The 20,629-nt window shown below is 49.3% G+C and carries 19 protein-coding genes; 5 read left to right on the top strand and 14 right to left on the bottom strand.

The genetic code is table 11. The features are described 5' to 3' along the window. Positions 1-137: 137 nt before the first annotated feature. From guaA to BLU30_RS03845, 10 genes are all read right to left on the bottom strand, one after another. Positions 138-1,673: a glutamine-hydrolyzing GMP synthase gene (guaA, locus tag BLU30_RS03890; protein ID WP_090243674.1), complete on the bottom strand. Its 1,536-nt coding sequence runs from the start codon at positions 1,671-1,673 to the stop codon at positions 138-140. Positions 1,674-1,712: 39 nt separating this feature from the next. After that, positions 1,713-3,107, bottom strand: a complete 1,395-nt coding sequence (locus tag BLU30_RS03885; RefSeq protein ID WP_090243672.1) for an FAD-dependent oxidoreductase — start codon at positions 3,105-3,107, stop codon at positions 1,713-1,715. 12 nt (positions 3,108-3,119) lie between these two features. Further along, the gene (locus BLU30_RS03880) at positions 3,120-4,544 is read right to left on the bottom strand and encodes a 2-oxo acid dehydrogenase subunit E2 (RefSeq protein WP_090243670.1); all 1,425 of its coding nucleotides are present in this window, start codon (positions 4,542-4,544) and stop codon (positions 3,120-3,122) included. 12 nt (positions 4,545-4,556) lie between these two features. Next, a complete protein-coding gene (locus BLU30_RS03875) occupies positions 4,557-5,552 on the bottom strand; it encodes an alpha-ketoacid dehydrogenase subunit beta (RefSeq protein ID WP_090243669.1) in 996 nt (331 codons plus the stop codon). 13 nt (positions 5,553-5,565) lie between these two features. Beyond that, positions 5,566-6,525 (bottom strand): thiamine pyrophosphate-dependent dehydrogenase E1 component subunit alpha, encoded by a 960-nt coding sequence (locus BLU30_RS03870; protein WP_090243667.1) that lies wholly within the window; start codon positions 6,523-6,525, stop codon positions 5,566-5,568. 370 nt (positions 6,526-6,895) lie between these two features. After that, positions 6,896-7,666 (bottom strand): 2-C-methyl-D-erythritol 4-phosphate cytidylyltransferase, encoded by a 771-nt coding sequence (gene ispD, locus BLU30_RS03865; RefSeq protein ID WP_340148120.1) that lies wholly within the window; start codon positions 7,664-7,666, stop codon positions 6,896-6,898. Then, positions 7,599-8,063 carry a tRNA (adenosine(37)-N6)-threonylcarbamoyltransferase complex ATPase subunit type 1 TsaE gene (tsaE, locus tag BLU30_RS03860; protein WP_090243664.1) on the bottom strand — a complete coding sequence of 155 codons (465 nt, stop codon included), beginning with the start codon at positions 8,061-8,063 and terminating at the stop codon, positions 7,599-7,601. The genes ispD and tsaE overlap by 68 nt, the downstream gene beginning before the upstream one ends. Continuing rightward, complete coding sequence (locus BLU30_RS03855; protein WP_242873496.1) at positions 8,041-8,337, bottom strand: PspC domain-containing protein; 297 nt, start codon at positions 8,335-8,337, stop codon at positions 8,041-8,043. The genes tsaE and BLU30_RS03855 overlap by 23 nt, the downstream gene beginning before the upstream one ends. A gap of 5 nt (positions 8,338-8,342) precedes the next feature. Further along, complete coding sequence (locus tag BLU30_RS03850) at positions 8,343-9,560, bottom strand: pyridoxal phosphate-dependent aminotransferase (RefSeq protein ID WP_090243660.1); 1,218 nt, start codon at positions 9,558-9,560, stop codon at positions 8,343-8,345. Next, a complete protein-coding gene (locus BLU30_RS03845) occupies positions 9,557-9,841 on the bottom strand; it encodes a YerC/YecD family TrpR-related protein (RefSeq protein ID WP_090243659.1) in 285 nt (94 codons plus the stop codon). Before BLU30_RS03845 ends, BLU30_RS03850 begins: the two co-directional genes overlap by 4 nt. A gap of 134 nt (positions 9,842-9,975) precedes the next feature. On the opposite strand from BLU30_RS03845, the gene cysS reads away from it, so the two are divergent. The 5 genes from cysS (at position 9,976) to BLU30_RS03820 (ending at position 14,382) form a co-directional block, all read left to right on the top strand. Continuing rightward, on the top strand, positions 9,976-11,373 hold the full coding sequence (gene cysS, locus BLU30_RS03840; protein ID WP_090243657.1) for a cysteine--tRNA ligase: 1,398 nt from the start codon (positions 9,976-9,978) through the stop codon (positions 11,371-11,373). Further along, positions 11,358-11,792, top strand: coding sequence for a Mini-ribonuclease 3 (locus BLU30_RS03835; RefSeq protein ID WP_090243656.1), 435 nt, complete (start codon positions 11,358-11,360; stop codon positions 11,790-11,792). The genes cysS and BLU30_RS03835 overlap by 16 nt, the downstream gene beginning before the upstream one ends. 199 nt (positions 11,793-11,991) lie before the next feature. Beyond that, positions 11,992-12,204, top strand: coding sequence for a helix-turn-helix transcriptional regulator (locus BLU30_RS03830; protein ID WP_090243654.1), 213 nt, complete (start codon positions 11,992-11,994; stop codon positions 12,202-12,204). 5 nt (positions 12,205-12,209) lie between these two features. Then, a complete protein-coding gene (locus BLU30_RS03825) occupies positions 12,210-12,962 on the top strand; it encodes a DUF3169 family protein (protein WP_090243652.1) in 753 nt (250 codons plus the stop codon). 64 nt (positions 12,963-13,026) lie between these two features. Continuing rightward, positions 13,027-14,382 (top strand): MATE family efflux transporter, encoded by a 1,356-nt coding sequence (locus tag BLU30_RS03820; RefSeq protein ID WP_090243650.1) that lies wholly within the window; start codon positions 13,027-13,029, stop codon positions 14,380-14,382. 64 nt (positions 14,383-14,446) lie between these two features. Here BLU30_RS03820 and BLU30_RS03815 read toward each other — a convergent pair whose 3' ends face one another. From BLU30_RS03815 to BLU30_RS03800, 4 genes are all read right to left on the bottom strand, one after another. Continuing rightward, complete coding sequence (locus tag BLU30_RS03815; protein ID WP_090243647.1) at positions 14,447-14,902, bottom strand: hypothetical protein; 456 nt, start codon at positions 14,900-14,902, stop codon at positions 14,447-14,449. Positions 14,903-15,024: 122 nt separating this feature from the next. Further along, complete coding sequence (locus tag BLU30_RS03810; RefSeq protein ID WP_176770819.1) at positions 15,025-18,042, bottom strand: MrcB family domain-containing protein; 3,018 nt, start codon at positions 18,040-18,042, stop codon at positions 15,025-15,027. Positions 18,043-18,277: 235 nt separating this feature from the next. Beyond that, entirely contained in the window at positions 18,278-18,535 is a 258-nt protein-coding gene (locus BLU30_RS03805) for an HPr family phosphocarrier protein (protein ID WP_090243643.1), read from the bottom strand. A gap of 81 nt (positions 18,536-18,616) precedes the next feature. Next, entirely contained in the window at positions 18,617-20,611 is a 1,995-nt protein-coding gene (locus BLU30_RS03800; protein ID WP_090243641.1) for a PTS fructose transporter subunit IIABC, read from the bottom strand. Between the last annotated feature and the right edge of the window lie 18 nt (positions 20,612-20,629).

The following is a 20,629-nucleotide window of genomic DNA, read 5'->3' as shown; positions in this document are numbered from 1 at the left end:
ATACGCTCTTGCCAGTTCGCTTAAAAAAGTACTTGAAAGATTAGAAAGCCATGGTTTTTAGAGCCAAACCAGAGCCACGGCGTATAAAAATAACCCGCAACCCTTTTAAAAATAAAGGCATTGCGGGGTTCTTTCATTTATTCCCACTCAATCGTAGATGGTGGCTTACTCGTAATATCATAAACAATCCGGTTGACGTGGGGCACCTCATTGACGATGCGGGTGGAGATGGATTCCAGCACATCAAAGGGAATCCGGGCCCAGTCGGAGGTCATGCCATCCACGGATGTCACAGCACGCAGGCCGATGGTGTAATCATAGGTCCGTTCATCCCCCATGACCCCAACGCTGCGGTTACCCGGGAGGACGGCAAAGTACTGCCAGATTTCCTGATCCAATCCTGCTTTGGCAATTTCATCCCGGAAGACATAGTCGGCTTCCCGAAGGATATCCAGCTTTTCACCGGTGACCTCACCCATAACACGGATGGCCAGTCCTGGCCCTGGAAAGGGTTGACGCCAAACCAAATCATGGTCTAAGCCCAGCTCTTCACCTAAGGCACGGACTTCATCTTTAAAGAGGTTACGCAGGGGCTCGATGAGTTCAAAATCCACATCCTCGGGAAGACCGCCAACGTTGTGATGGCTTTTAATGACCGCTGCATCCTTGGTGCCACTTTCGATGACATCGGGGTAAATGGTCCCCTGGAGCAGGTATTCCATCCCCTTTAGTTTACCGGATTCTTCCTCGAAGACCCGGATAAATTCCTCTCCGATAATCTTCCGCTTGCGTTCCGGATCCGTTACTCCGGCCAGCTTGGACAGGAAACGATCCTGGCAATTGGCACGGATGAAATTCATCTTAAAGCGATCCTTAAAAATGGCCTCAACCTGATCCCCTTCGTCCTTTCGCAGCAGGCCGTGATCCACAAAGATACAGGTCAGCTGATCGCCGATGGCCCGAAAGACCAGGGTTGATGCGACGGAAGAATCGACGCCGCCGCTTAGTGCGCACAGCACCTTCTTGTCCCCCACCCGTTCCCGGATGGCGGCAATTTGTTCCTCTACAAAGTTGGCCATGGTCCAGGTGCCTTCACACTGGCAGATATTGTAGATGAAGTTGTGCAGCACTTCTCTGCCACACTCCGTATGCTCGACCTCCGGGTGGTATTGCACGGCGTATAATCCGGCTTCCGGATTTTCCATGGCAGCCACCGGACAGGTTTCGGTAGTGGCGGTTATGGTAAATCCCTCTGGAATTTGGTCAATATAATTGGTGTGGCTCATCCAACAGACGGAGCCATCCCGAACGGATTCCAGCAATTGGCTGTCCTTTTTTATGTTCAGGGCTTTTTTTCCGTATTCCCGAATTTCAGCGGAATCGGTTTTCCCACCATTTTGTTCCGCCATCAGCTGGGCGCCGTAGCAAATGCCTAAAACAGGGATACCCAGTGTATAGATTTCCGGATTACAGCGTGGGGCACCTTCCTGGTGAACACTGGAGGGACCGCCGGTAAAGATAATGCCCTTGGGCGCCATTTCCTTAATCCGCTCGATGGATACATCGTAGGGGACGACTTCAGAATATACCCGCTCTTCCCGAACACGGCGGGCAATGAGCTGATTGTATTGTGCTCCAAAGTCAATGATTATAATTTTTTCTTGCTCTGACATTGGTACTCCTTCAAGTTTTATAGGGTTATTGTAACAGATTCATTTCAAAAATGCCAACGTTGCTTCAGATAATACAGAGGATGCTGCCGGATAGGCGTGAAGGGACCGTTTTAAGTCCTCGATTCCGCCCCCCATGGCATGGATGGCATGGGCCTGGGAGATAAGCTCTGCTGCCCCCTCACCATAAATACAGACCCCCAACAGCTCGCCACTGTCTACATCCGAAATAATTTTGACAAAGCCAGTGGTCGCGTCGTCCAGATAGAGCTTAAGATTCGTGGCTAAATCCATGCGATCCACCTTGACGGGATAACCGTTCCGCCGGGCTTCCGCCTCACTCATTCCAACCACGGCGATTTCCGGAAGAAGGTGGATGGCTTTTGGAATCCAATGGGTTTTTAGTGTCTGCGGTTTCCCTGTGATGGTATCCACCACCTGGATCGCCATGGCCACGGCAGCACTGGCTGATGCCATTCCAGATACCAAATCACCAATGGCATACACCCCGGGTACAGAGGTAATCCCACTGAAATCTGCAATGACCCCATCATTTTTTACCTTAAGATCCAGACCGGATAGTCCCAGTAAATTGGGGCACCGTTCCTTTACCACTAAAATATCGGAACAAATAATCATTTTATCCCGATTTCCTAATTTAACATCCAGATGAATATCCCCCAAGGAATCCTCAAAGACATCCGAAACGGTGACATTGTAGTGGATATCCACCTGCATGGCGAGTAGGTTCTGTTCCACGGCCTCCTGGATGGCACCATCCATCTCCTGGGATAATAGATGGTCTTCTTCAACAAAAAGAATGACCTTGGACCCCAGCATGCTGAACAAGGTGGCATATTCACAGGCCCTTCCCCCACTGCCAATGATCACCAATTCCGGTGGAATTTCCTCAAGGTCATGGGCGTTCTCGTCGGTGAGAACCTCTGGCATGGATTGATATTGCTTGGGAATACGACCGGTAGAGCCGGTGGCCAAAATGATATTTTCTGCCTTGATCCGACCTTCGATTCCGTTACCCATGGCGATTTCTATGGTTTTATCGGCACTAACGGTCGCTGTTCCCATAAAAATATCGACGCCCCGGTCCTCGAGGCGTTCCTTCATCCCTGCGATGTATTTTCTGATTTTCTGATTTTTATCCCGCATCATACGGGGCAGATCCAGCTCAATGCCTTTAATAATCAACCCTCGCTTTTTGGCCTGGGCACATTCTTTGATAAACTGAACATTTTTATATAAATACTGGATGGGGATGCAGCCCTGGTTGACCCCAGCCCCCCCCAGTTGTATACGCTCAATCAACGCCGTTTTTAAACCGGCATTGGCCGCTCGAACGGCAGCGGTATAGCCACCGACGCCACCGCCGATGACAACCACATCATAGGACCTTATTTCCTGTTGTACTTCGTTTTCCATTCTTACCTCAATCTAAAATGATATTGCCGCCGGATGTTCAAGCTCCTTTTTCATGTCCTGTAAAAAACCAGCTGCCGTACCAATGCCAGCAATCCGGCTGTCTAACAGCAGCGTTGCCCGAACCACTGGACGGTTGGAGCCCACACCCTGATAATAACGATAACGCTCGACCACATCTCCGACACAGAGCATTGCCCCAAGGCCTTCTGCCAGGGGCAGGGTGGCGGTTAATAGCCCATAAACACCGAGATTGACTAAATCAAAGGTGCTGGCTTCTTTTTGCTCAGGGATCCTTCCCTGTTCTTTAATTTCTCCAAGAAAACCATTCCGTGCCTTCACAACCTCGCCAAAGCTTTGATTTTGAACGTTGGCAATGACGGGAAAGGCTAACCCATCTCCATGGCTTATGCCAATCCCCAGATGCACCTGGCTTTTAGAAACAAAGGCATCACCTTCGAATCGGCCGTTTAATTGGGGATGCTGCTTCAATGCTTTTGCAACCGCCATAAGGATAAAATCGGTATAGGTACAGCGGCATCCCGTTTGGATCTCTACCCGTTTGGCAATGCGCTTTCGGGTTTCCTTCAGTTCAGTTAAATCAATTTCCATGGTCAGGGTTAAAACCTTTGGAGACTGAATCCTTCTTTCGACACAACCTGGGAACAATTCTTCCATTTCTGGCTCGGATTGGGGGAGGATGTCCTCTAATTCCCCGGCCATGTCAGATTCTGGTTCAACTGGAATAACCGCTGGAAGAGCCGGTGCCTCAAAAATAACAAGATGGGCATCGGGATATGGGGGCTTAAGCCCATTTAAATAAGCGGTAATATCCGCCTTAATAATGCAGCCATCCGGCCCCGTTCCCTTTTCAATGAGGGTGAGGTCGATGCCTTCAGCCGCTGCCATGGCCTCGGCCAGGGGAGACGCCTTAATAACCGGAACTGCCAAGGGTGCGGCCACTGCCACAGCTTGTACACGGTCGTCTGCCTCATCTTCTTCTGAAGTCTCTTCCTCTTCCCTTTTTTCAGGTTCTGGAATGGGCTCTGTGGACTGAAGGCGTTTCTCCTCCAGGGCTTCAGCCTGGGCAATCATCTCTTCCTTTTCCATTTCCTCTTCGACGGCCTTGAAGACTTCCTGTTCATCGGGTAAAAAGCCCGCATCATCGGGGACGATGCGACTACGGTATGCCTTTTGCTTGGCAAAAATCTGACGCTGCTCCAAGTAACGGTCAATATCCTCAGGCTGAATGCGCCGTCCGGGTATGGTCGCTGCGACATCCGCTAAATCCACGCCCTTCTCCACTGCATACCGTCTCGCCACTGGTGTCGCTCGTACGGGTTCCCCCGTGGCCATGACACGCTCTGCTGGTCGCCCTTCACCAATGCTGCGCAACCGGCTTCGTTCTTCTCGGGATATCTGACGATCATCTCGTTCCATGGCACCCCTCCATTAGGCGTCTATGCCCATCAGGCGATAGACGGCATCTACGATATCCTCCCTTTGGGGCAGGACCGCGCGTTCCAATCCTTCACTATGAGGAATGGGCACATCCAGTCCCCCCAAACGAATAACAGGAGCCTGCATATAATCAAAGCAGTCACTTTCAACGACCTTAGAGACAATCTCACCCCCAACGCCGCCGGTTTTAGCAGCCTCGTGAACCACCAGCAACCGCCCTGTTTTTTTGACGGAGTCATAGATGGGTTCCATATCCATGGGATATAAGGTCATGGGGTTAATCACTTCGATATCAATGCTTTCTTCTTCCAGGGCACCGGCTACTTCGATGACATCGACCAGACAGCGTCCCCAGGATACCACGGTGACATCGCTGCCCTTACGTTCCACAAAGCTCTTCCCCAGAGCAATGGCGTAATCCGCATCCACTGGTACAGGACCCTTCATGCCATAAAGCATTTTATGCTCAACAAAGCACACCGGGTTATTATCCCGGATGGCCGCTTTTAAAAGACCCTTGGCCTGGGCCGGAGTCGATGCTGTCACGACCTTCAAGCCCGGCACATGGCAAAGCCAGGCCTCCAACGACTGGGAATGCTGGGCTGCGGCTCCAGTACCTGACCCTGATGGCAGGCGAAGGACCATGGGTACCTGAGCTTCACCACCAAACATATAGCGCAGCTTAGCCGCCTGATTGGCCAGGGAATCCATCCCAAAGGCAATAAAATCCATAAACATCATTTCACAGATGGGGCGCATCCCCGTTAAAGCTGCCCCTGCCGCACACCCTACGATGGTGGATTCTGAAATAGGGGTATCTAAGACACGCTCTTCGCCAAACTCATCCAGCATCCCGGTGGATACATGGAAGGTGCCGCCGTAGACACCAATATCTTCTCCCAGAAAAATAACATCCTCATCCCGGCGCATTTCCTCGGACATGGCCAGCCGCAAGGCTTCCCGGTAGCTCATTTCTTTGATTTCCATTGCTCATCCTCCTCTATGCGTACACATCATCCAAAACCGTGAGTATCTCCGGTTCCGGGCTAGCTTTAGCGAATTCTAAGGCCGCATCAATACTTGCCTGGGCCTTTTCTTCCAACTGATCAAGCACGGATTCCTCAATGGTACCGGATTCCAATAGATAGGTGCGCATATTCAAAATGGGGTCATAGGCCCGCCATTCATCAACCTCTTCCTTGCTTCGATACACCTGGGGATCGCTTTTGGAGTGACCATTGTAGCGATAGGTTTTCGCTTCGATCAGGAAGGGGCCCTCCCCAGAGCGGGCGTATTCCAGGGCTTTCTTTGTCGCTTCATAAACTTCAATGGCATCATTACCATCAATGGTCATCCCTGGAATGCCGTAGGACACGGCCCGATCGGCAATATTCTCAATGTTCATATGCATCTCAATGGGGGTGGAGAGGCCGTAAAAATTATTTTCAATGAAGAAAACCACGGGCAGCTTCCAGATAGAGGCTAAATTCAAGGCTTCGTGAAAGTTCCCCTCGTTGGTGGAGCCATCCCCACCAAAGCACAGGACAACCTTCTCCGTTTTCTTAAGCTTCTGGGTAAGGGCCGCTCCACAGGACAGGGGATAGCCTCCGGCCACGACGCCATTGGCCCCAATATTACCGGAGTGCAGGTCGGCAATATGCATGGAGCCCCCCTTCCCCTTACAGTAACCGTCCGCCTTCCCCATGATTTCGGCCATCATCCGGGAAACATCTAAACCAAAGCCAATGGCCTGGGCATGCCCCCGATGGGTCAAGCTCACTAAATCCCCCTCGGACAATGCCATGCAGGATGCCACCGCCGATGCTTCCTGACCCATGGCCATATGGCTGGTTCCATGGATGAGTCCATGGGAAAGCATCCATGCTACCTTTTCCTCAAAGTCCCGGGCTTGGTTCATCCGATAATAAAGATTACCTAATAATTCTTCGTTTAATACCATGGGTGATTTTCCTCCCCTTGATTGTATTTCACATTAACCTATTATACGTTATTATATCCCTTTTTTACTTAAAAAGAAAGAGAGGATATGCCTCTCTCAGACTGTCGACAAACCCAGGTCAGGGTGATGATAAAAATACGAGAACCCCGGCGCCCCTGCGGGCTGGCGTTTTGGGCTTTCATCAAATTAAGAAAGCAAACCCGCCCTAAACCTTATCAAAACCGAAGGTTTTGCGCACTGACGACTGAGGACTTTCCCTTTGTTCATCAGCGCCTGGGGTCCGGGGTGAATCTTTTTTATCCTCTCCTTGACCGCGCTACACCACTTTGTCTACGCTTTGAGAGAGGATATGCCTCTCTTACACCAGACTCTACCGACTCACCGCAATGATGGATTCTGCGATAATGAGATCCTCGGGTGTCGTGATTTTAATATTATTATAATGCCCCCGAACAATCTTGACCGGGACACATAAACGTTCCACCAAAGAAGCATCATCCGTCCCCTCCACCTCGTCCTCAATGGCCCGTTCATGAGCATCCATAATCAGCGGATAGGAAAAGGTTTGGGGGGTTTGTACCTCGTACAAAAAGTCCCGGTTCGGAGTATATTCCACAATACCAGCTTTTTTAACCACCTTAATGGTATTTTTGGCAGGGACGGCCACGATGGTCGCCTGACTCTGGATGGTTTCGTAAATACAGCGCACCAAGATCTCTTCACTAATCAGCGGGCGGGCACCGTCGTGGATCATGACGATATCACAGGCCGGGCTTACGGCCTTTAATCCCTCATAAACCGACTGCTGGCGGGTTGCTCCCCCTTGGGTAATTCGAACCTTTTTAAACTTGCCGGGCCCTAACACCTGATGCTTACAGATTTTAAATTCATCCTTATTAATCACCAAAATAATTTCATCAATGAGGGGACACTTTTCAAAAACTTCCAGGGTGTAGGATAAAATCGGCTTTCCCCGAAGGGTAAGATATTGCTTATTAATGGGAGCATTCATCCGACTCCCCTGTCCGGCAGCGGGGATGACAACACTGGTAAAGGCTTTTTTTATCTGCTTTTCATCCAATACACTCAAGTCCCTTCGCCAATTGTTCATCGGTTGTTTCGATGGTAATCCGTCGTTCATCAGCGTGACCCGTATATTCCAGGGTAACCACAGCCGAGCGATCAAAGGGATAATCCCCTAAAATCTGAGGCCATTCAATCATCACTGGCACGCCTTCCGTCACAAACTCATCAAAGCCAATTTCCAGCAATTCGTCAAAGTCTTCCAGGCGGTATAAATCAAAATGATAGGCTTTATGTGTCTCTGTACCATAGGTATTCACCAGGGTATAGGTCGGGCTGACCACTAAATCCGGCAATCCCATCCCTGCGACAATGGCTTTTGTAAGGGTGGTTTTACCCGCCCCTAAATCTCCAATTAAAAGAAGGGTCGCCGGGCATTTTGCCAAGAGGCCGCCCATAGCCCTTCCGACGATTTCGGTGGTTTCAGGGCCATCACTGATTACAATCATCTGCATCGTCTTCTTCCTTTCCTTCTTCGTCCTCTACTATTTCATACTCCACTGATACGTTATGGCTTACGATTTTTTGCTTATCCTTAATGAGGATAGACAGGATGATGTACACCCCAATACTGGCCACAGTGGACACCCAGGTCAGCACAAAGGGTAAGGCCGGAATGACAAACAATGCCCGAAATATCCACGGACTTAGCTCAAACCGTTCTCCCAGCCCCTGGCACAGGCCAGAAAAAATGCCCGCTTCCTTATCCCGCATCAGTCGCTTTTTCATCGTGCTCACGCCTGAATATAATTCGCCATAAACCGCTCTAAACGATCCATGGTCTCTGCCAGCTTGATGGGATCCGGCAAAAAAACCACTCGAAAATGATCAGGCTCCGACCAATTGAAACCAGTCCCCTGGACCAAAAGCACCTTCTCCCGCTTGAGCAAATCCAATGCGAATTGGGTGTCATCCGTAATATTAAAACGCTGCGTGTCGATCTTCGGAAAAGCGTATAATGCGCCATCGGGCTTCACACAGGATATTCCCGGAATTTCATTGAGCCGTTTGTAAACAATATTCCGCTGCTCATAGAGGCGTCCGGTGGGCGCAATCAAATCGTCGATGCTTTGGTACCCCCCAAGGGAGGTCTGAATGGCATGCTGAGCCGGGACATTGGCACACAAGCGCATGGTGGAGAGAATATCGATTCCCTCTATATAATCCTGGGCACAGGCCCGATTTCCAGAAAGCACCATCCATCCTACCCGGAACCCCGGAACCCGATGGGATTTAGACAGCCCATTAATGGTAACCACCAAAGTTTCATCCGTAATCGTCGCCATGGGATGGAAGGGGATCTCATCATAGATGATTCGATCATAAATTTCATCTGCAAAAATAATCAAATTATTTTCCACCGCAATTTTCGCAATCTCTTCCAGCAGCTCTCTGGGATAAACTGCACCGGTGGGATTATTGGGGTTGATAAGCACGATTCCTTTGGTGTTGCTATTGATCTTGTTACGGATGTCTTCCAAATCCGGATACCAGTTTGACGACTCATCACACAGGTAATGGACCACCTTGCCCCCGGCCAGGGTGGCTGCTGCCGTCCACAGGGGATAATCTGGCATGGGGATGAGAATCTCATCCCCGCTATCCATCAAAGCCTGGGTACACAATTGGATGAGTTCGCTGGCACCGTTCCCGATATAGACATCATTCACCGTGATTCCCATAAGCCCCCGGGTCTGATAGTATTGCATAATGGCTTTACGTGCCGAGAAAATACCCTTTGAATCACAATATCCTTCGGAATTTCTCAGATTGGCCCGCACATCGTGGATGACCTCATCCGGGGCATTAACATTGAAGGTGGGTGGATTTCCCGTATTAAGCATGATGATATCCATTCCTTCATCCTGCATCCGGCTGGCCTCCTGGACGACAGGTCCCCGGATGTCATAGCATACATTGTCCAGCTTTTGGGATTTTCTGAACTTCCTCATTTCTTGTACGCCTCCCCTGTCATTCGTTCAATGATGGTGCGGTAGCCCGTACCATGCTTCAGGCACCGATTCACGCGGCTAATGGTCGCGGAGCTGGCACCGGTCGTATTTTCAACATCAATAAAGGTCTTGCCTGCATAAAGCAGCAAGGCAATATGGAAGCGGTTGGCCATATCATCGACTTCTTTAATGGTGCACATATCCTCTAGAAGGCTTAAGCACTCCTGCTCATCCTCGATGGCCATGATCGCCGTCGCTAAATCTTTTAATTTCGTATCCATGATTTACCTCTTTTAAGTGATTAGAAATCATTATACCACGCACCGAACTAAAGTAAAATACCTATGTTTCCCAGTCGAAAAAAAAAAACGAGTATGTTATAATACAATTAGCTTTTATGGAGGAAAACAATCAAATGAAATTATATAATACCTTAACCCAGCAAAAAGAAACCTTTGTTCCTCTTACCGAGGGTAAGGTCCGCATGTATTCCTGTGGGCCCACAGTTTACAACTATTTCCACATTGGCAACGCCCGTCCCTTCATCGTTTTCGATGTATTACGGCGGTTTTTAAAGTACATCGGCTATGATGTCAAATTTGTCCAGAATTTCACCGATGTGGACGATAAAATCATCAATCGCAGCCTTGAAGAAGGTATTACTGCCAAAGAAGTCGCCGATAAGTATATTGCAGAATATTTTAAGGATGCCGATGCCCTGGGGATTGAGCGGGCCGATGTCCATCCCCGGGTGTCTGACCATATGCCGGAGATCATCCAGATGATTTCAGACCTGGAAAAGAACGGTTTGGCTTATAATGTGGACGGTAACGTCTATTATCAGGTGGAGCATTTCCATGACTATGGCAAGCTTTCCCACCAAAACATCGATGATTTAAAAAGCGGTGCCCGCATTGAAGTCAGCGACGAAAAACGCAGTCCTTTGGACTTCGCCCTGTGGAAAAAGGCCAAGCCAGGGGAGCCCTTCTGGGACAGTCCCTGGGGTAACGGCCGGCCAGGCTGGCATATTGAATGCTCTGCCATGAGCCGCAAGCATTTAGGAGAGCGCATCGATATCCACGGTGGTGGCCAGGACCTCATCTTCCCCCATCACGAAAACGAAATCGCCCAGTCTGAAGGCTCCTGCGGGTGCAAATTCTCCAATTACTGGGTCCACAATGGCTATATCAACATTAACAACGAAAAGATGTCCAAATCCAAGGGGAACTTTTTTACCGTTCGGGATATTGCCAAACACTTCGATTTGGAAGTCGTCCGGATGTTTATGCTGATGGCCCACTACAGAAGCCCCGTCAATTTCTCTGACGAATTATTAGAGCAGGCCAAAAACGCCCTGGACAGACTGTATAACGCCAAGTACCAGATGGAATACCTTTTGGATCATGCCAAGGCCGAGGCGGCCACGCCAGCAGAAAGGGAATGGATGGACACCCTCTCCCAGTATAAGAACAGCTTTGTTGCCGCCATGGAAGACGACCTGAATACAGCGGACGGCATCGCCGCTATCTTCGAACTGGTTCGGGAGATCAATTCCACCTTAGATGATGCCTCTTCAAAGGAATGCATCGCCGCGGCTCTGACCCTTTTTACAGAACTCACCAGGGTCATCGGCATCGCTGTTCAGGAGAAAACGGAGGACCTCAGCACCGAGGTGGAGGCCCTCATTGAAAAACGGCAGCAGGCCCGTAAGAATAAAGACTTCGCCATGGCGGATCAAATCCGGGATGATTTATTAGCCCGGGGCATCGTGTTAGAGGATACACGCGAAGGGGTCAAATGGAAAAAAGCGTAATCGCGGATTTTTTGGACCGCACCTACACCGAGGCAGAAGCCAGGGCCATGAACCCACTGACCCTGGCTTACATTGGAGATGGTGTTTTTTCGGACTATATTCGGAAATATCTGGTGGCCCAGGGCATGGCCAATGTCAACCATCTAACCAAAGCATCCATTAGCTATGTCAAGGCCGATGCCCAGGCCCGGATGGTCCACACCCTGATGGATCAGCTGACCGATGAGGAGCAATCCATTGTCCGCAGGGGCCGTAATACCCGGAGTACACCGCCCAAAAATGCGGATAAAATGGACTATCGCTATGCCACGGGATTAGAGGCCTTGGTGGGATATTTGGAGCTCACGGGGAACCAGCGTCGCCTCCGGGAACTTATGGTGACCGGACTTGAACACTTAGAAAACGCTCTGGAGTGTTGATAATTTTCTTTCCCTCAAAAACAGGAACCAAAGGTGTTATCCCTGCACCTTTGGTTCCTGTTTTTTATTTTGATTGACACATTGTCTTAATTATTTCATCAAACACCTTGACAAATATCCTTGTCAGTATTACACTCATTATGACAAGGATATTTGTCGTATTGACTCGTTTTATTGTCGATTCAAAGGAGGAATTGTTATGCCCTTACTCAACCAACTCAAAATGTATCGGGCTCGGGATCAGCTCAACCAACAGGCCCTTGGAAAGCTGGTGGGGGTTTCCCGGCAAACCATCAGCTTAATTGAACGGGGGGATTATTCCCCATCGGTAACACTGGCCCTTAAAATTGCCAAGGTATTCCAAGTACCCGTGGAAGCGATTTTCAAATATGAAGAAGACGAGGAGGTCTAAGTCAGATGAAAGTTCAAGAAAGTAAGCATGTCTATTCTAAATTTTTCGGTATTCTCATTGCCGCAGGCTTTTGCGGGGGGCTGCTGGGGTTTTTCTGCTTCCGCATCAGTGATTATATGAACCAGGATGGTGCGGCCCTTGGGGAAGCCTTTATTCCCCTGCAGCTGCCTTTGTTTATCCTGGTTTGCGGGGGTCTGCTTTTAGTCTCTTTGATCCAATACTGGCAGGCCCGTAAGTGCATCCAGGGAATTAACCCTGAGGCAGATTTATCCCCTGGGGACGAAGGGCAGCTAGCCCGGGCCGATGGAATGATTAACCGTTCTGTGGTCTTCGCCAGTCTCTCCCTTATTGCCGCTTTTGTCTTTCTGGCCATCCTGGAAGTCCATGAGAATTACGTCGCCCTGGCTGGTGTTGGCTTTTTTATCCTGGTTACTATTCTCGCCACCACAATGCAGGTCCTGCCCATTAATCTGCTTAAAAAAATCAATCCTGAAAAGCGGGGGAATCCCCTGGATTTTTCTTTCCAAAAGATTTGGCTGGCTACCTCGGATGAGGGCGAAAAGTTCACCCTTTACCAGGCAGCCTATAAAACCTACCGTTTGGTCCAGAATGTCATTATCGGCCTCATTTTGCTCGCCCTGATGGGTAACCTCTACTTTGACACCGGGGTCTTCCCTGTTCTTCTCCTGGCCATGATCTGGGCCATTCAGGTCATTGCCATTTATGCTTACTCCCAGAAAGGGGCCACTTCCATTTAGAGATCTTTACTGCTATAATGATAGTAAAATGGAAGCAATAAACTTTCTACCGGGATGTGAGACGATGAATAAAGATTTGACCCAAGGACCTGTAATACGCTCAATGCTGCTTTTTGCCGTCCCCATGATTGTAGGGAACCTGCTGCAGCAATGCTATAACATCGCCGATACCCTCATTGTGGGGCAATTTCTTGGAAAAAACGCCCTGGCTGCTGTGGGCTCTGCTTTTACATTGATGACTTTTTTGACTTCCATCCTGTTGGGGCTTTGTATGGGCAGCGGAGCGTTGTTTTCCATCAAGTTTGGTCAGGGCGATGAAAAAGGACTGGGTGAAAGCATCTTTGTTTCCTTTGTCATGATTGCCGGTATGACCCTTCTGCTTAATGGTCTGGCCTTTTTCTCCCTGGATTTTATCCCCACGCTCCTTCGGGTGCCTGGGGAGGTCTGGGATCTTTTGCGCCAATACCTTATCATCATTTTTTATGGCATTACGGCGACCTTCCTCTACAATTATTTTGCTTCATTCCTCCGGGCCATGGGGAACTCCGTCGTACCCCTTATTTTTCTGGCAATCTCTGCCGCACTGAACATCATCTTAGACCTATGGTTTGTCCTGGGGCTTGGGCGGGGTGTATCCGGGGCAGCAGAGGCGACGGTGATTGCCCAATATGCTTCGGGTATTGGGATTACGGTGTACGCGCTGATTCGATGCCCAGCCCTTCGGATTCTCACCAGGGGCTGTACCATTCGCTGGGGATGTGTCCGGGAAATTGCCAGCTTTTCCTTCTTAACCTGCATCCAACAGTCCATTATGAATCTGGGCATCCTGGCGGTACAGGGGCTGGTCAACAGCTTTGGTCCCACCATCATGGCGGCCTTTGCGGCGGCGGTTAAGATCGATGCCTTCGCCTATATGCCCGTCCAGGATTTTGGCAATGCCTTCTCCACCTTTATTGCCCAAAATTACGGTGCCAAAAAGAAAGACCGCATTGGCGCGGGGCTCAAAGCGGCGGTCTTCGTTTCTCTGGTCTTTAGCATTGGGGTATCCATTGTGGTGTGGGTGTTTGCTTCCCCGCTCATGACACTTTTTGTTCCCCCGGGGGAGACTGAAATCATCCTGGAGGGGGTTCGATATCTCCATATTGAAAGTGCCTTTTACTGCGGAATCAGCACGCTATTCCTGCTCTACGGCCTGTACCGGGCCCTGGGAAAGCCTGGGATGTCCGTGACTCTCACCATTATCTCTTTGGGGTCCCGGGTTGCCCTGGCCTATGGGCTATCGACTCTTCCCGCCCTGGGCGTTAGCGGCATTTGGTGGTCTGTCCCCATTGGCTGGTTCCTTGCCGATTTCGTTGGTATTCTTTATTATATTATCCGAAAAAAGACCCTGCTTTCCCCAGAGGACAACGCCCTTTATTAAGGGATATAAAAAACGGCCTGTGCACCAGGCCGTTTTGCGCATTTTCATAATCACACGGAGATTCTTAGCTATTTTTTTTCGATTCTTCTTCAGCTTCGGTGACTTCTACTATTTCTTCAATGACATCTTCTGCGGTATCCGCTTCCTCATTCCCAGCAGCTTCGATTTCTTCATCAACTATGAGAACGTCAGCTTCTTCGTCTGAAGCATCTTTAGCTTCCGGTGTATGAGCCTTTTCTCTTGCCGGTGTTTCAGGCTTAACCTTCACACCACGCTGGAGGACATCGACCACATATCCAAAGCTCCCCAGTACCAATGTGTAAAACACATAGACCGCCACATTGGTCACGAAATATGCAATAATATCTGTGAAGCTATCTGCCATGGTAATATAACCAGAGGCCAGCATCTGCCCAATATATTGGGAGGTGTTCACCAATGCATAAATAGCGTATAGCCCAAAGATAACTGCAAAAACATACAGTACAACCGGTATCCAGTTGATTTTTTGTCGTTCCATAAAATTCTCCTTCGTCTTTATAGAATAATTGCACTATTAAGTGTATATAATAACCCTTAAAAGTGAAAGCCTTTTGTTAAAAAAGTGATCGTTTTGTGAAAATTTAAGGTTTTTGCAAGCTGTTACTTCCAAAAGCTTGCACGGCCATCCCGGTCAAACCCCATCACCATTTGGCTCAGTTTTTCCGCACTTTTAGGGAAGAGTCCCCCACCGGGATAATTACGGACCGCATTTTCCGCCCGGGTCCCTGCACAGATTTTAAACAGGTCCGTCATCACCGATTCCACGGCGGCTCCCCCACCCATAATACGGGGCAGGATATTTTGCAGTAGCGCATGGTCCAGGGCATTTTCCTGGGTCATCAGGCCATATTCCGCATTGTACAGCAGATAGAAGCAGATTTGATCTCGAACACGATAGCCGATTCCAGCATCAGCCCCAGCCAGGATCCCATTGATGGCCTCTAGCAGGGTAACCACCTCCTGGACCATTTCCCGATGATGGGTACAGCGTTCCAGCACCAACACCTCACTTTTTAGAAAATCCGATCCTAAAGGAATGGCCTGGGGTGCGGTGGCCGGAAGGGTTTGAAGCTTTAGCCCTGCCGGACGGATTTCGATTTGTCCGGCCCGGTCTAATACCTTACGGCTCAGACCACTGCGCGCTTCCGCATTGGTAACCGTCCCCACCAACATCAGATTGCCAGGCAGGTACAAATCCCCATAATATTTCCGGGCTTCTTCATCCCGGCCAAATAGAGCATTCCCCAAAAGGGAATCCGTGATAATATGATTTTCCCTTTCCCGACGGGTTTCCAGAATAGATAGGATTTCGCCAAAATACCCTTCTAAGGGGGCGACCCCCATTTCATCCAGACACAGAAAGAAGGGAAGCTCCGGATTATCCACGGCATCAGCGATAAAGTCCACCATCGACCCTGGAATATAACACCCATTAGCATCTAAGTAGCCCAGCAGCTCCCGGGAGTCCTTCCAATCCGACCGAACCGGGATCTGCAAATACCGTTCATTATCCGTATTGGCCCCCATGGCCTCGGCAAACAGGCGGACAAACTGACTTTTTCCCACCCCAGAGCCACCAGTTAGGAGGACGAAGGGTGTTGACTTTAGACTTAAATAAAAGTTTTGGACTAAATCCACTTCACAAGAAAAGCCTCCAGAGATGATATACTCGGTCATTCGTCTGAGGGTCCCGGGTAAGTCCACCGCCTTAGCTGCTACCTCCTCAGTTCTTTTTTCAGACCGATCTCGCTTGTTGAGGGAAGGCGTGGCTTCTTTTTGCGTGGATGCCATGATCTGCTGGAGCGCCTTCAGGGTTGCGGCGTTCAGAGCCGCTCCACCGTCTCCCCCTGCTGTCTCTTTTTTCCCCGGATGTTTTTTCTTTGTTTTTTTATCCCCAGTCTTGGTTTCTGGTGTTTCCTCGGTAAGGGATTCGGCCATGGTCATGGCCATATCCAGGGCCGCTTTAGCGTCCTCATCCCCAGCCAAAGCTTCTGTCCCAAGGACTGGCTCTCCCTCTATTTCATTCTCGTTATCTTCGGTTTCCAGCCATTCTTCCTCTTCGGTCCAATCTTCATCCTCCGCCCCTTCATCCTTTGTATCATCCAGGATTTCATCCTCTTCGGACTCCCCTTCAACCCCTTCGGTTTCCTCAGCAGCGTCCTCTATTTCGTAGGGCACTTTGAGGATAACGCGCTCATAATACTCATTATAGACGGCCAGCATTTCTTTGAGGTCCTCTTCCAAAATGGCATTTCCAGGTACTGTGTACTGGTATTCCCGGAAGAAAATAACACTGGCTCGATGGGCATCGTCGGGTAAATCGACCTCAGAATTATCCGATGCAAAGCTGCCCGGGCGGACGATGGTCTTGATTTCATCAACCAGTGGCTCCAGGGCCCCCTCAACAGCCACTCGAACCGTGGCATCATTTTCCAGGCCATTTTTACGCACCTGGGTTTCGATTTCCTTATACCCCTGACAAAGGGCCAGATAAAGCTTCTGGGTATCCTTATTGAGTAAATAGGAAATATAAACCCCAGTTCCTGGAAAACGGGTCACTTCTTTGTCGAGGATGCTGACCCAGGGCACTAAGGCCCATTCTTCATCTCCGGCAAAGCCGACGGTCTTGTAGCGCTTCCCCGGCAGAATTCGAAGTCCCCCCAGACAGGCAGGAATGGATTCGGTTAGAACATCCTTGAAGGAGTAACGGAAGTCCTTGGTAAAAAAGCTGGCGTACTCATTCATCAGGGTGGTCAGGTTCTCCTGGAGACCTGGTCCATCTAAGCGTTCAAAATAATATTCAATTTTCTGATCCAGCATTTCGATGATGAGGCGGCGGTCATCGGTGCTTAATTCATCGATTAATGCACTTTCTACCGTAAAATAGAAGTGCTCATCCACGGTTTCCATGGCCATTAGACCCTTTTCGGCGTAGCTCATGTAGGGATGCTCCATCAAGAAGGATAACACATCATCAAGGCCTGCCGTAGCAATATTCTCAATAATGGCCTCGGCATTTTGATCCTGGTCCTTTCCCGCATTAACCCGGGCCATATAAAACTTTTGCACCTGGGCTGAAACCATAAACACATCCGAGCGCCACCGATTATCCACCTGTTCCATATAGTATTTTAAAAATACCATCTCATAGGAATCGGTAAAGGCGGCCACGGATTTGCCTGGCCCCAGGAAATCAAAGAGGGACTGCTTCAGGGTCAGAGCAGCATCTGACGGAAGAATGAGCTTTAAAAGAAACTCGGTTTCCTCCATTTTTTCAAAATAAACAATTGGGGTTTCGCCCTCATTATATTCATTGACATTCTCAAAGAAATGCGCATAATCCGGAAAAAGCCCGATAAATTTGCTGTTGAGGGCTTTACTCCAACTCAGTTTATAGTTACCGTCTCCCCCCTCTGATTCCAGATAAGAGGGGTACTCCCGGCCTTCAAATAGAAAAACGATGCGTTTCTCCCGGGCATCTGTACCAAAAAAATCCTGCAGCCCATCCGGAATGTATAATTCGCCGTCAGAAAAAACCCGTGCATTGGTCACACAGGTTGCCACATAATCATTCTGAAGGGTCCATTCATTATTTTGTCCAAAGGTTAATTCACTCATTGTCATTCTCCATCATTTTTTACAATATTAATTATTGTATCATGGATGGCTCAAAAAAAACAGACCCGAAGAGTCACAGCTTATAATTCACCCCCTTCGCTGCACTCATTTACGGCCTGCGACGTGTAGAAACAGAAGCACTAAAAAAGCCGAAGCCCTTTCCCATGGAAAGGCCTCCGGCCCATCGCAAACAGCGATTGTGATTTGTCTAAGGTGTCCGTCTCAGATGTTCGTTTTAGAGATTTTCTTTGAAGAAAGCTTCCAGTTCAGCCACAACACTGTCTTCATCGGCACCTTCTGCTCTAACGGTAACAACTTCACCATTCTTAGCACCAAGCCCCATAATGCTGAGCATGCTCTTTGCGTTAGCTTGTCTGTCTTCTTTGCAGATGGTGACTTCCGATGCGTAAGGCTGTGCCTGTTTAACCAAAAGACCTGCAGGTCTTGCGTGGATACCAGCGGGATCCGTAATGGTATACGTAAATTCTTTCATCAATGCGCTCCTTCGGATAATTTATTTTCTGTTTACATTTTATCATTGATTCATTGAAATTCAATGAAAATTTAATTGTAATCAATCATCAACTTTATCTACAGGTAAAGGTTTCTTTAAAATTGCAAGAAGAACCATCCCCACTAATGCTCCCACCACCAGTGAGACCACATAGAACAACGGATTACCCACCACAGGGAATACGAAGATGCCTCCATGAGGAGCCATGAGGGTGCATCCAAAGAACATTGACAGACCACCGGCAACGGCTGAGCCTGCAATACAAGATGGAATCACCCTTGCCGGATCTGCAGCTGCAAAGGGAATGGCTCCCTCTGTAATAAAGGATAGGCCCATCACATAACAGGTTAAGGCTGACTGCCGTTCTTTTTTGGTAAACCGATTTTTAAAGAAGGTACTGCATAAAGCAATGGCAAGGGGTGGAACCATCCCACCAACCATAACAGCCGCCATAATATCATACTGCCCGCTGGCCAGGGAGGCCGTACCAAAGACGTAGGCCGCTTTGTTAAAGGGTCCACCCATATCGATGGCCATCATCCCGCCAAGGACGATGCCTAAAATGACTTTGGAACTTTCGCCCATGCTATTCAGGCCATTGGTCATTGCTGTATTCAGCCAGGCCACCGGAGGATTGACCACAAAGACCATAATGGCCCCGATGAGTAACAATCCAAAGAAGGGATACAGCAGCGTTGGCTTAATGCCTTCCAGGGTTTCCGGCAGCTTATCAAAGAGTTTTTTCAGACCTAAGACCAAATACCCGGCGATAAAACCAGCCAATAGAGCCCCAAGGAAACCTGAGGTTCCTCCGGTGGCAATGGTAAGGCTGCCATTCACCGTTGTCAGGATGTAGCCTTCACTGGCAAGGTATCCTCCCACAAAGCCCACAGCCAAGCCTGGCCGGTCCGCAATACTCATGGCGATAAAGCCCGCCAGCACCGGCAGCATAAAGCCAAAGGCTGCCCCGCCCACTGTTTTAAGAAAGGCTGCAAAGGGGGTGTTCATCCCAAAGTTTGAGGGATCGATGGAATAATCATCAAAGAGAAAGGCCAGGGCAATGAGAATCCCGCCGCCAATAACAAAGGGCAGCATATGGGAAACCCCATTCATCAGATCCTTATAAATACGCCGGCCAATGCTTTCCTTGCCATCACCGCCCATTTCCTCTGAATCCTCTCCAGTCGCCTGAAAGATGGGAAGGTCTCCTGCCATGGCCTTCTCAATGAGGTCCTGGGTTTTGTTAATACCGTCGGAAACCTTGGTTTGAAGGACTGGCTTACCGGCAAATCGGGCCATGGCCACCTTTTTATCGGCTGCGACGATGACACCCTTAGCCCCTGCAATGTCCTCAGGCGTCAGGGCGTTCTTTACCCCCCCGCTGCCATTGGTTTCGACCTTAATGCGAACCCCCATTTTTTTGGCTTTTTCCTCCAGGGCTTCGGCTGCCATATAGGTATGGGCAATTCCCGTGGGGCAGGCCGTTACTGCGACGATATCGTAGGGTCCGCTTTTGGGAGATTCTCCCCCAGCGTCAATTTCTGCTGCCACTTCGGCATCCACATCTGCCACAGCCTCCCGTTCATCCTCTGCGAACTTTTCACGTTCCTTGGTGTCAATCAGCTTTAGGAATTCATCCTTATTTGCTGCGTTAATGAGCGTATTCCTAAAATCCTCATCCATGAGCATCATGGACAAACGGCTGAGGAGCTCCAGGTGGGTATCGTCGGAGTTATCCGGCACCGCAATCATAAAGATCAAATAGACGGGCTGCCCATCCATGGCATCGTAGTCCGTCCCATTTTTGCACACCATGGCCGCGAGCCCTGCCCGCAAGACCGCCGGTGATTTCCCATGGGGAATGGCAATACCTTCACCAACCCCAGTAGTTCCCTGGGCTTCCCGATCCAGAACCGCCTTTTTATAGACTTCTTTATCCTTTAAATTTCCCGTAGCCGCCATCAAATCAACCAGGATATCGATGGTTTTCGCCTTAGAGGCGGAGGGACCATTTAAATCGATACCTTCTTTTTTTAATAAATCTGAAATCCGCATGTTTTCCCCCTGCGTTAA

Origin of the sequence: Eubacterium barkeri (assembly GCF_900107125.1) — a bacterium.
GTDB classification, from domain to species: domain Bacteria; phylum Bacillota; class Clostridia; order Eubacteriales; family Eubacteriaceae; genus Eubacterium_O; species Eubacterium_O barkeri.
This window is presented reverse-complemented; position numbering and strand designations above follow the sequence as displayed.

Bases quoted from the DNA above. Each gene is read 5' to 3' on its own strand.
- BLU30_RS03815 (WP_090243647.1), bottom strand. From the start codon at position 14,902: ATGGAACGACAAAAAATCAACTGGATACCGGTTGTACTGTATGTTTTT.
- tsaE (WP_090243664.1), bottom strand. From the start codon at position 8,063: ATGCAGATGATTGTAATCAGTGATGGCCCTGAAACCACCGAAATCGTC.
- ispD (WP_340148120.1), bottom strand. From the start codon at position 7,666: ATGAACGACGGATTACCATCGAAACAACCGATGAACAATTGGCGAAGG.
- BLU30_RS03845 (WP_090243659.1), bottom strand. From the start codon at position 9,841: ATGGATACGAAATTAAAAGATTTAGCGACGGCGATCATGGCCATCGAG.
- BLU30_RS03835 (WP_090243656.1), top strand. From the start codon at position 11,358: ATGGAAAAAAGCGTAATCGCGGATTTTTTGGACCGCACCTACACCGAG.
- BLU30_RS03805 (WP_090243643.1), bottom strand. From the start codon at position 18,535: ATGAAAGAATTTACGTATACCATTACGGATCCCGCTGGTATCCACGCA.
- BLU30_RS03885 (WP_090243672.1), bottom strand. From the start codon at position 3,107: ATGGAAAACGAAGTACAACAGGAAATAAGGTCCTATGATGTGGTTGTC.
- BLU30_RS03830 (WP_090243654.1), top strand. From the start codon at position 11,992: ATGCCCTTACTCAACCAACTCAAAATGTATCGGGCTCGGGATCAGCTC.
- BLU30_RS03855 (WP_242873496.1), bottom strand. From the start codon at position 8,337: ATGAAAAAGCGACTGATGCGGGATAAGGAAGCGGGCATTTTTTCTGGC.
- cysS (WP_090243657.1), top strand. From the start codon at position 9,976: ATGAAATTATATAATACCTTAACCCAGCAAAAAGAAACCTTTGTTCCT.
- BLU30_RS03880 (WP_090243670.1), bottom strand. From the start codon at position 4,544: ATGGAACGAGATGATCGTCAGATATCCCGAGAAGAACGAAGCCGGTTG.
- BLU30_RS03870 (WP_090243667.1), bottom strand. From the start codon at position 6,525: ATGGTATTAAACGAAGAATTATTAGGTAATCTTTATTATCGGATGAAC.
- BLU30_RS03850 (WP_090243660.1), bottom strand. From the start codon at position 9,560: ATGAGGAAGTTCAGAAAATCCCAAAAGCTGGACAATGTATGCTATGAC.
- guaA (WP_090243674.1), bottom strand. From the start codon at position 1,673: ATGTCAGAGCAAGAAAAAATTATAATCATTGACTTTGGAGCACAATAC.
- BLU30_RS03810 (WP_176770819.1), bottom strand. From the start codon at position 18,042: ATGAGTGAATTAACCTTTGGACAAAATAATGAATGGACCCTTCAGAAT.
- BLU30_RS03875 (WP_090243669.1), bottom strand. From the start codon at position 5,552: ATGGAAATCAAAGAAATGAGCTACCGGGAAGCCTTGCGGCTGGCCATG.
- BLU30_RS03820 (WP_090243650.1), top strand. From the start codon at position 13,027: ATGAATAAAGATTTGACCCAAGGACCTGTAATACGCTCAATGCTGCTT.
- BLU30_RS03800 (WP_090243641.1), bottom strand. From the start codon at position 20,611: ATGCGGATTTCAGATTTATTAAAAAAAGAAGGTATCGATTTAAATGGT.
- BLU30_RS03825 (WP_090243652.1), top strand. From the start codon at position 12,210: ATGAAAGTTCAAGAAAGTAAGCATGTCTATTCTAAATTTTTCGGTATT.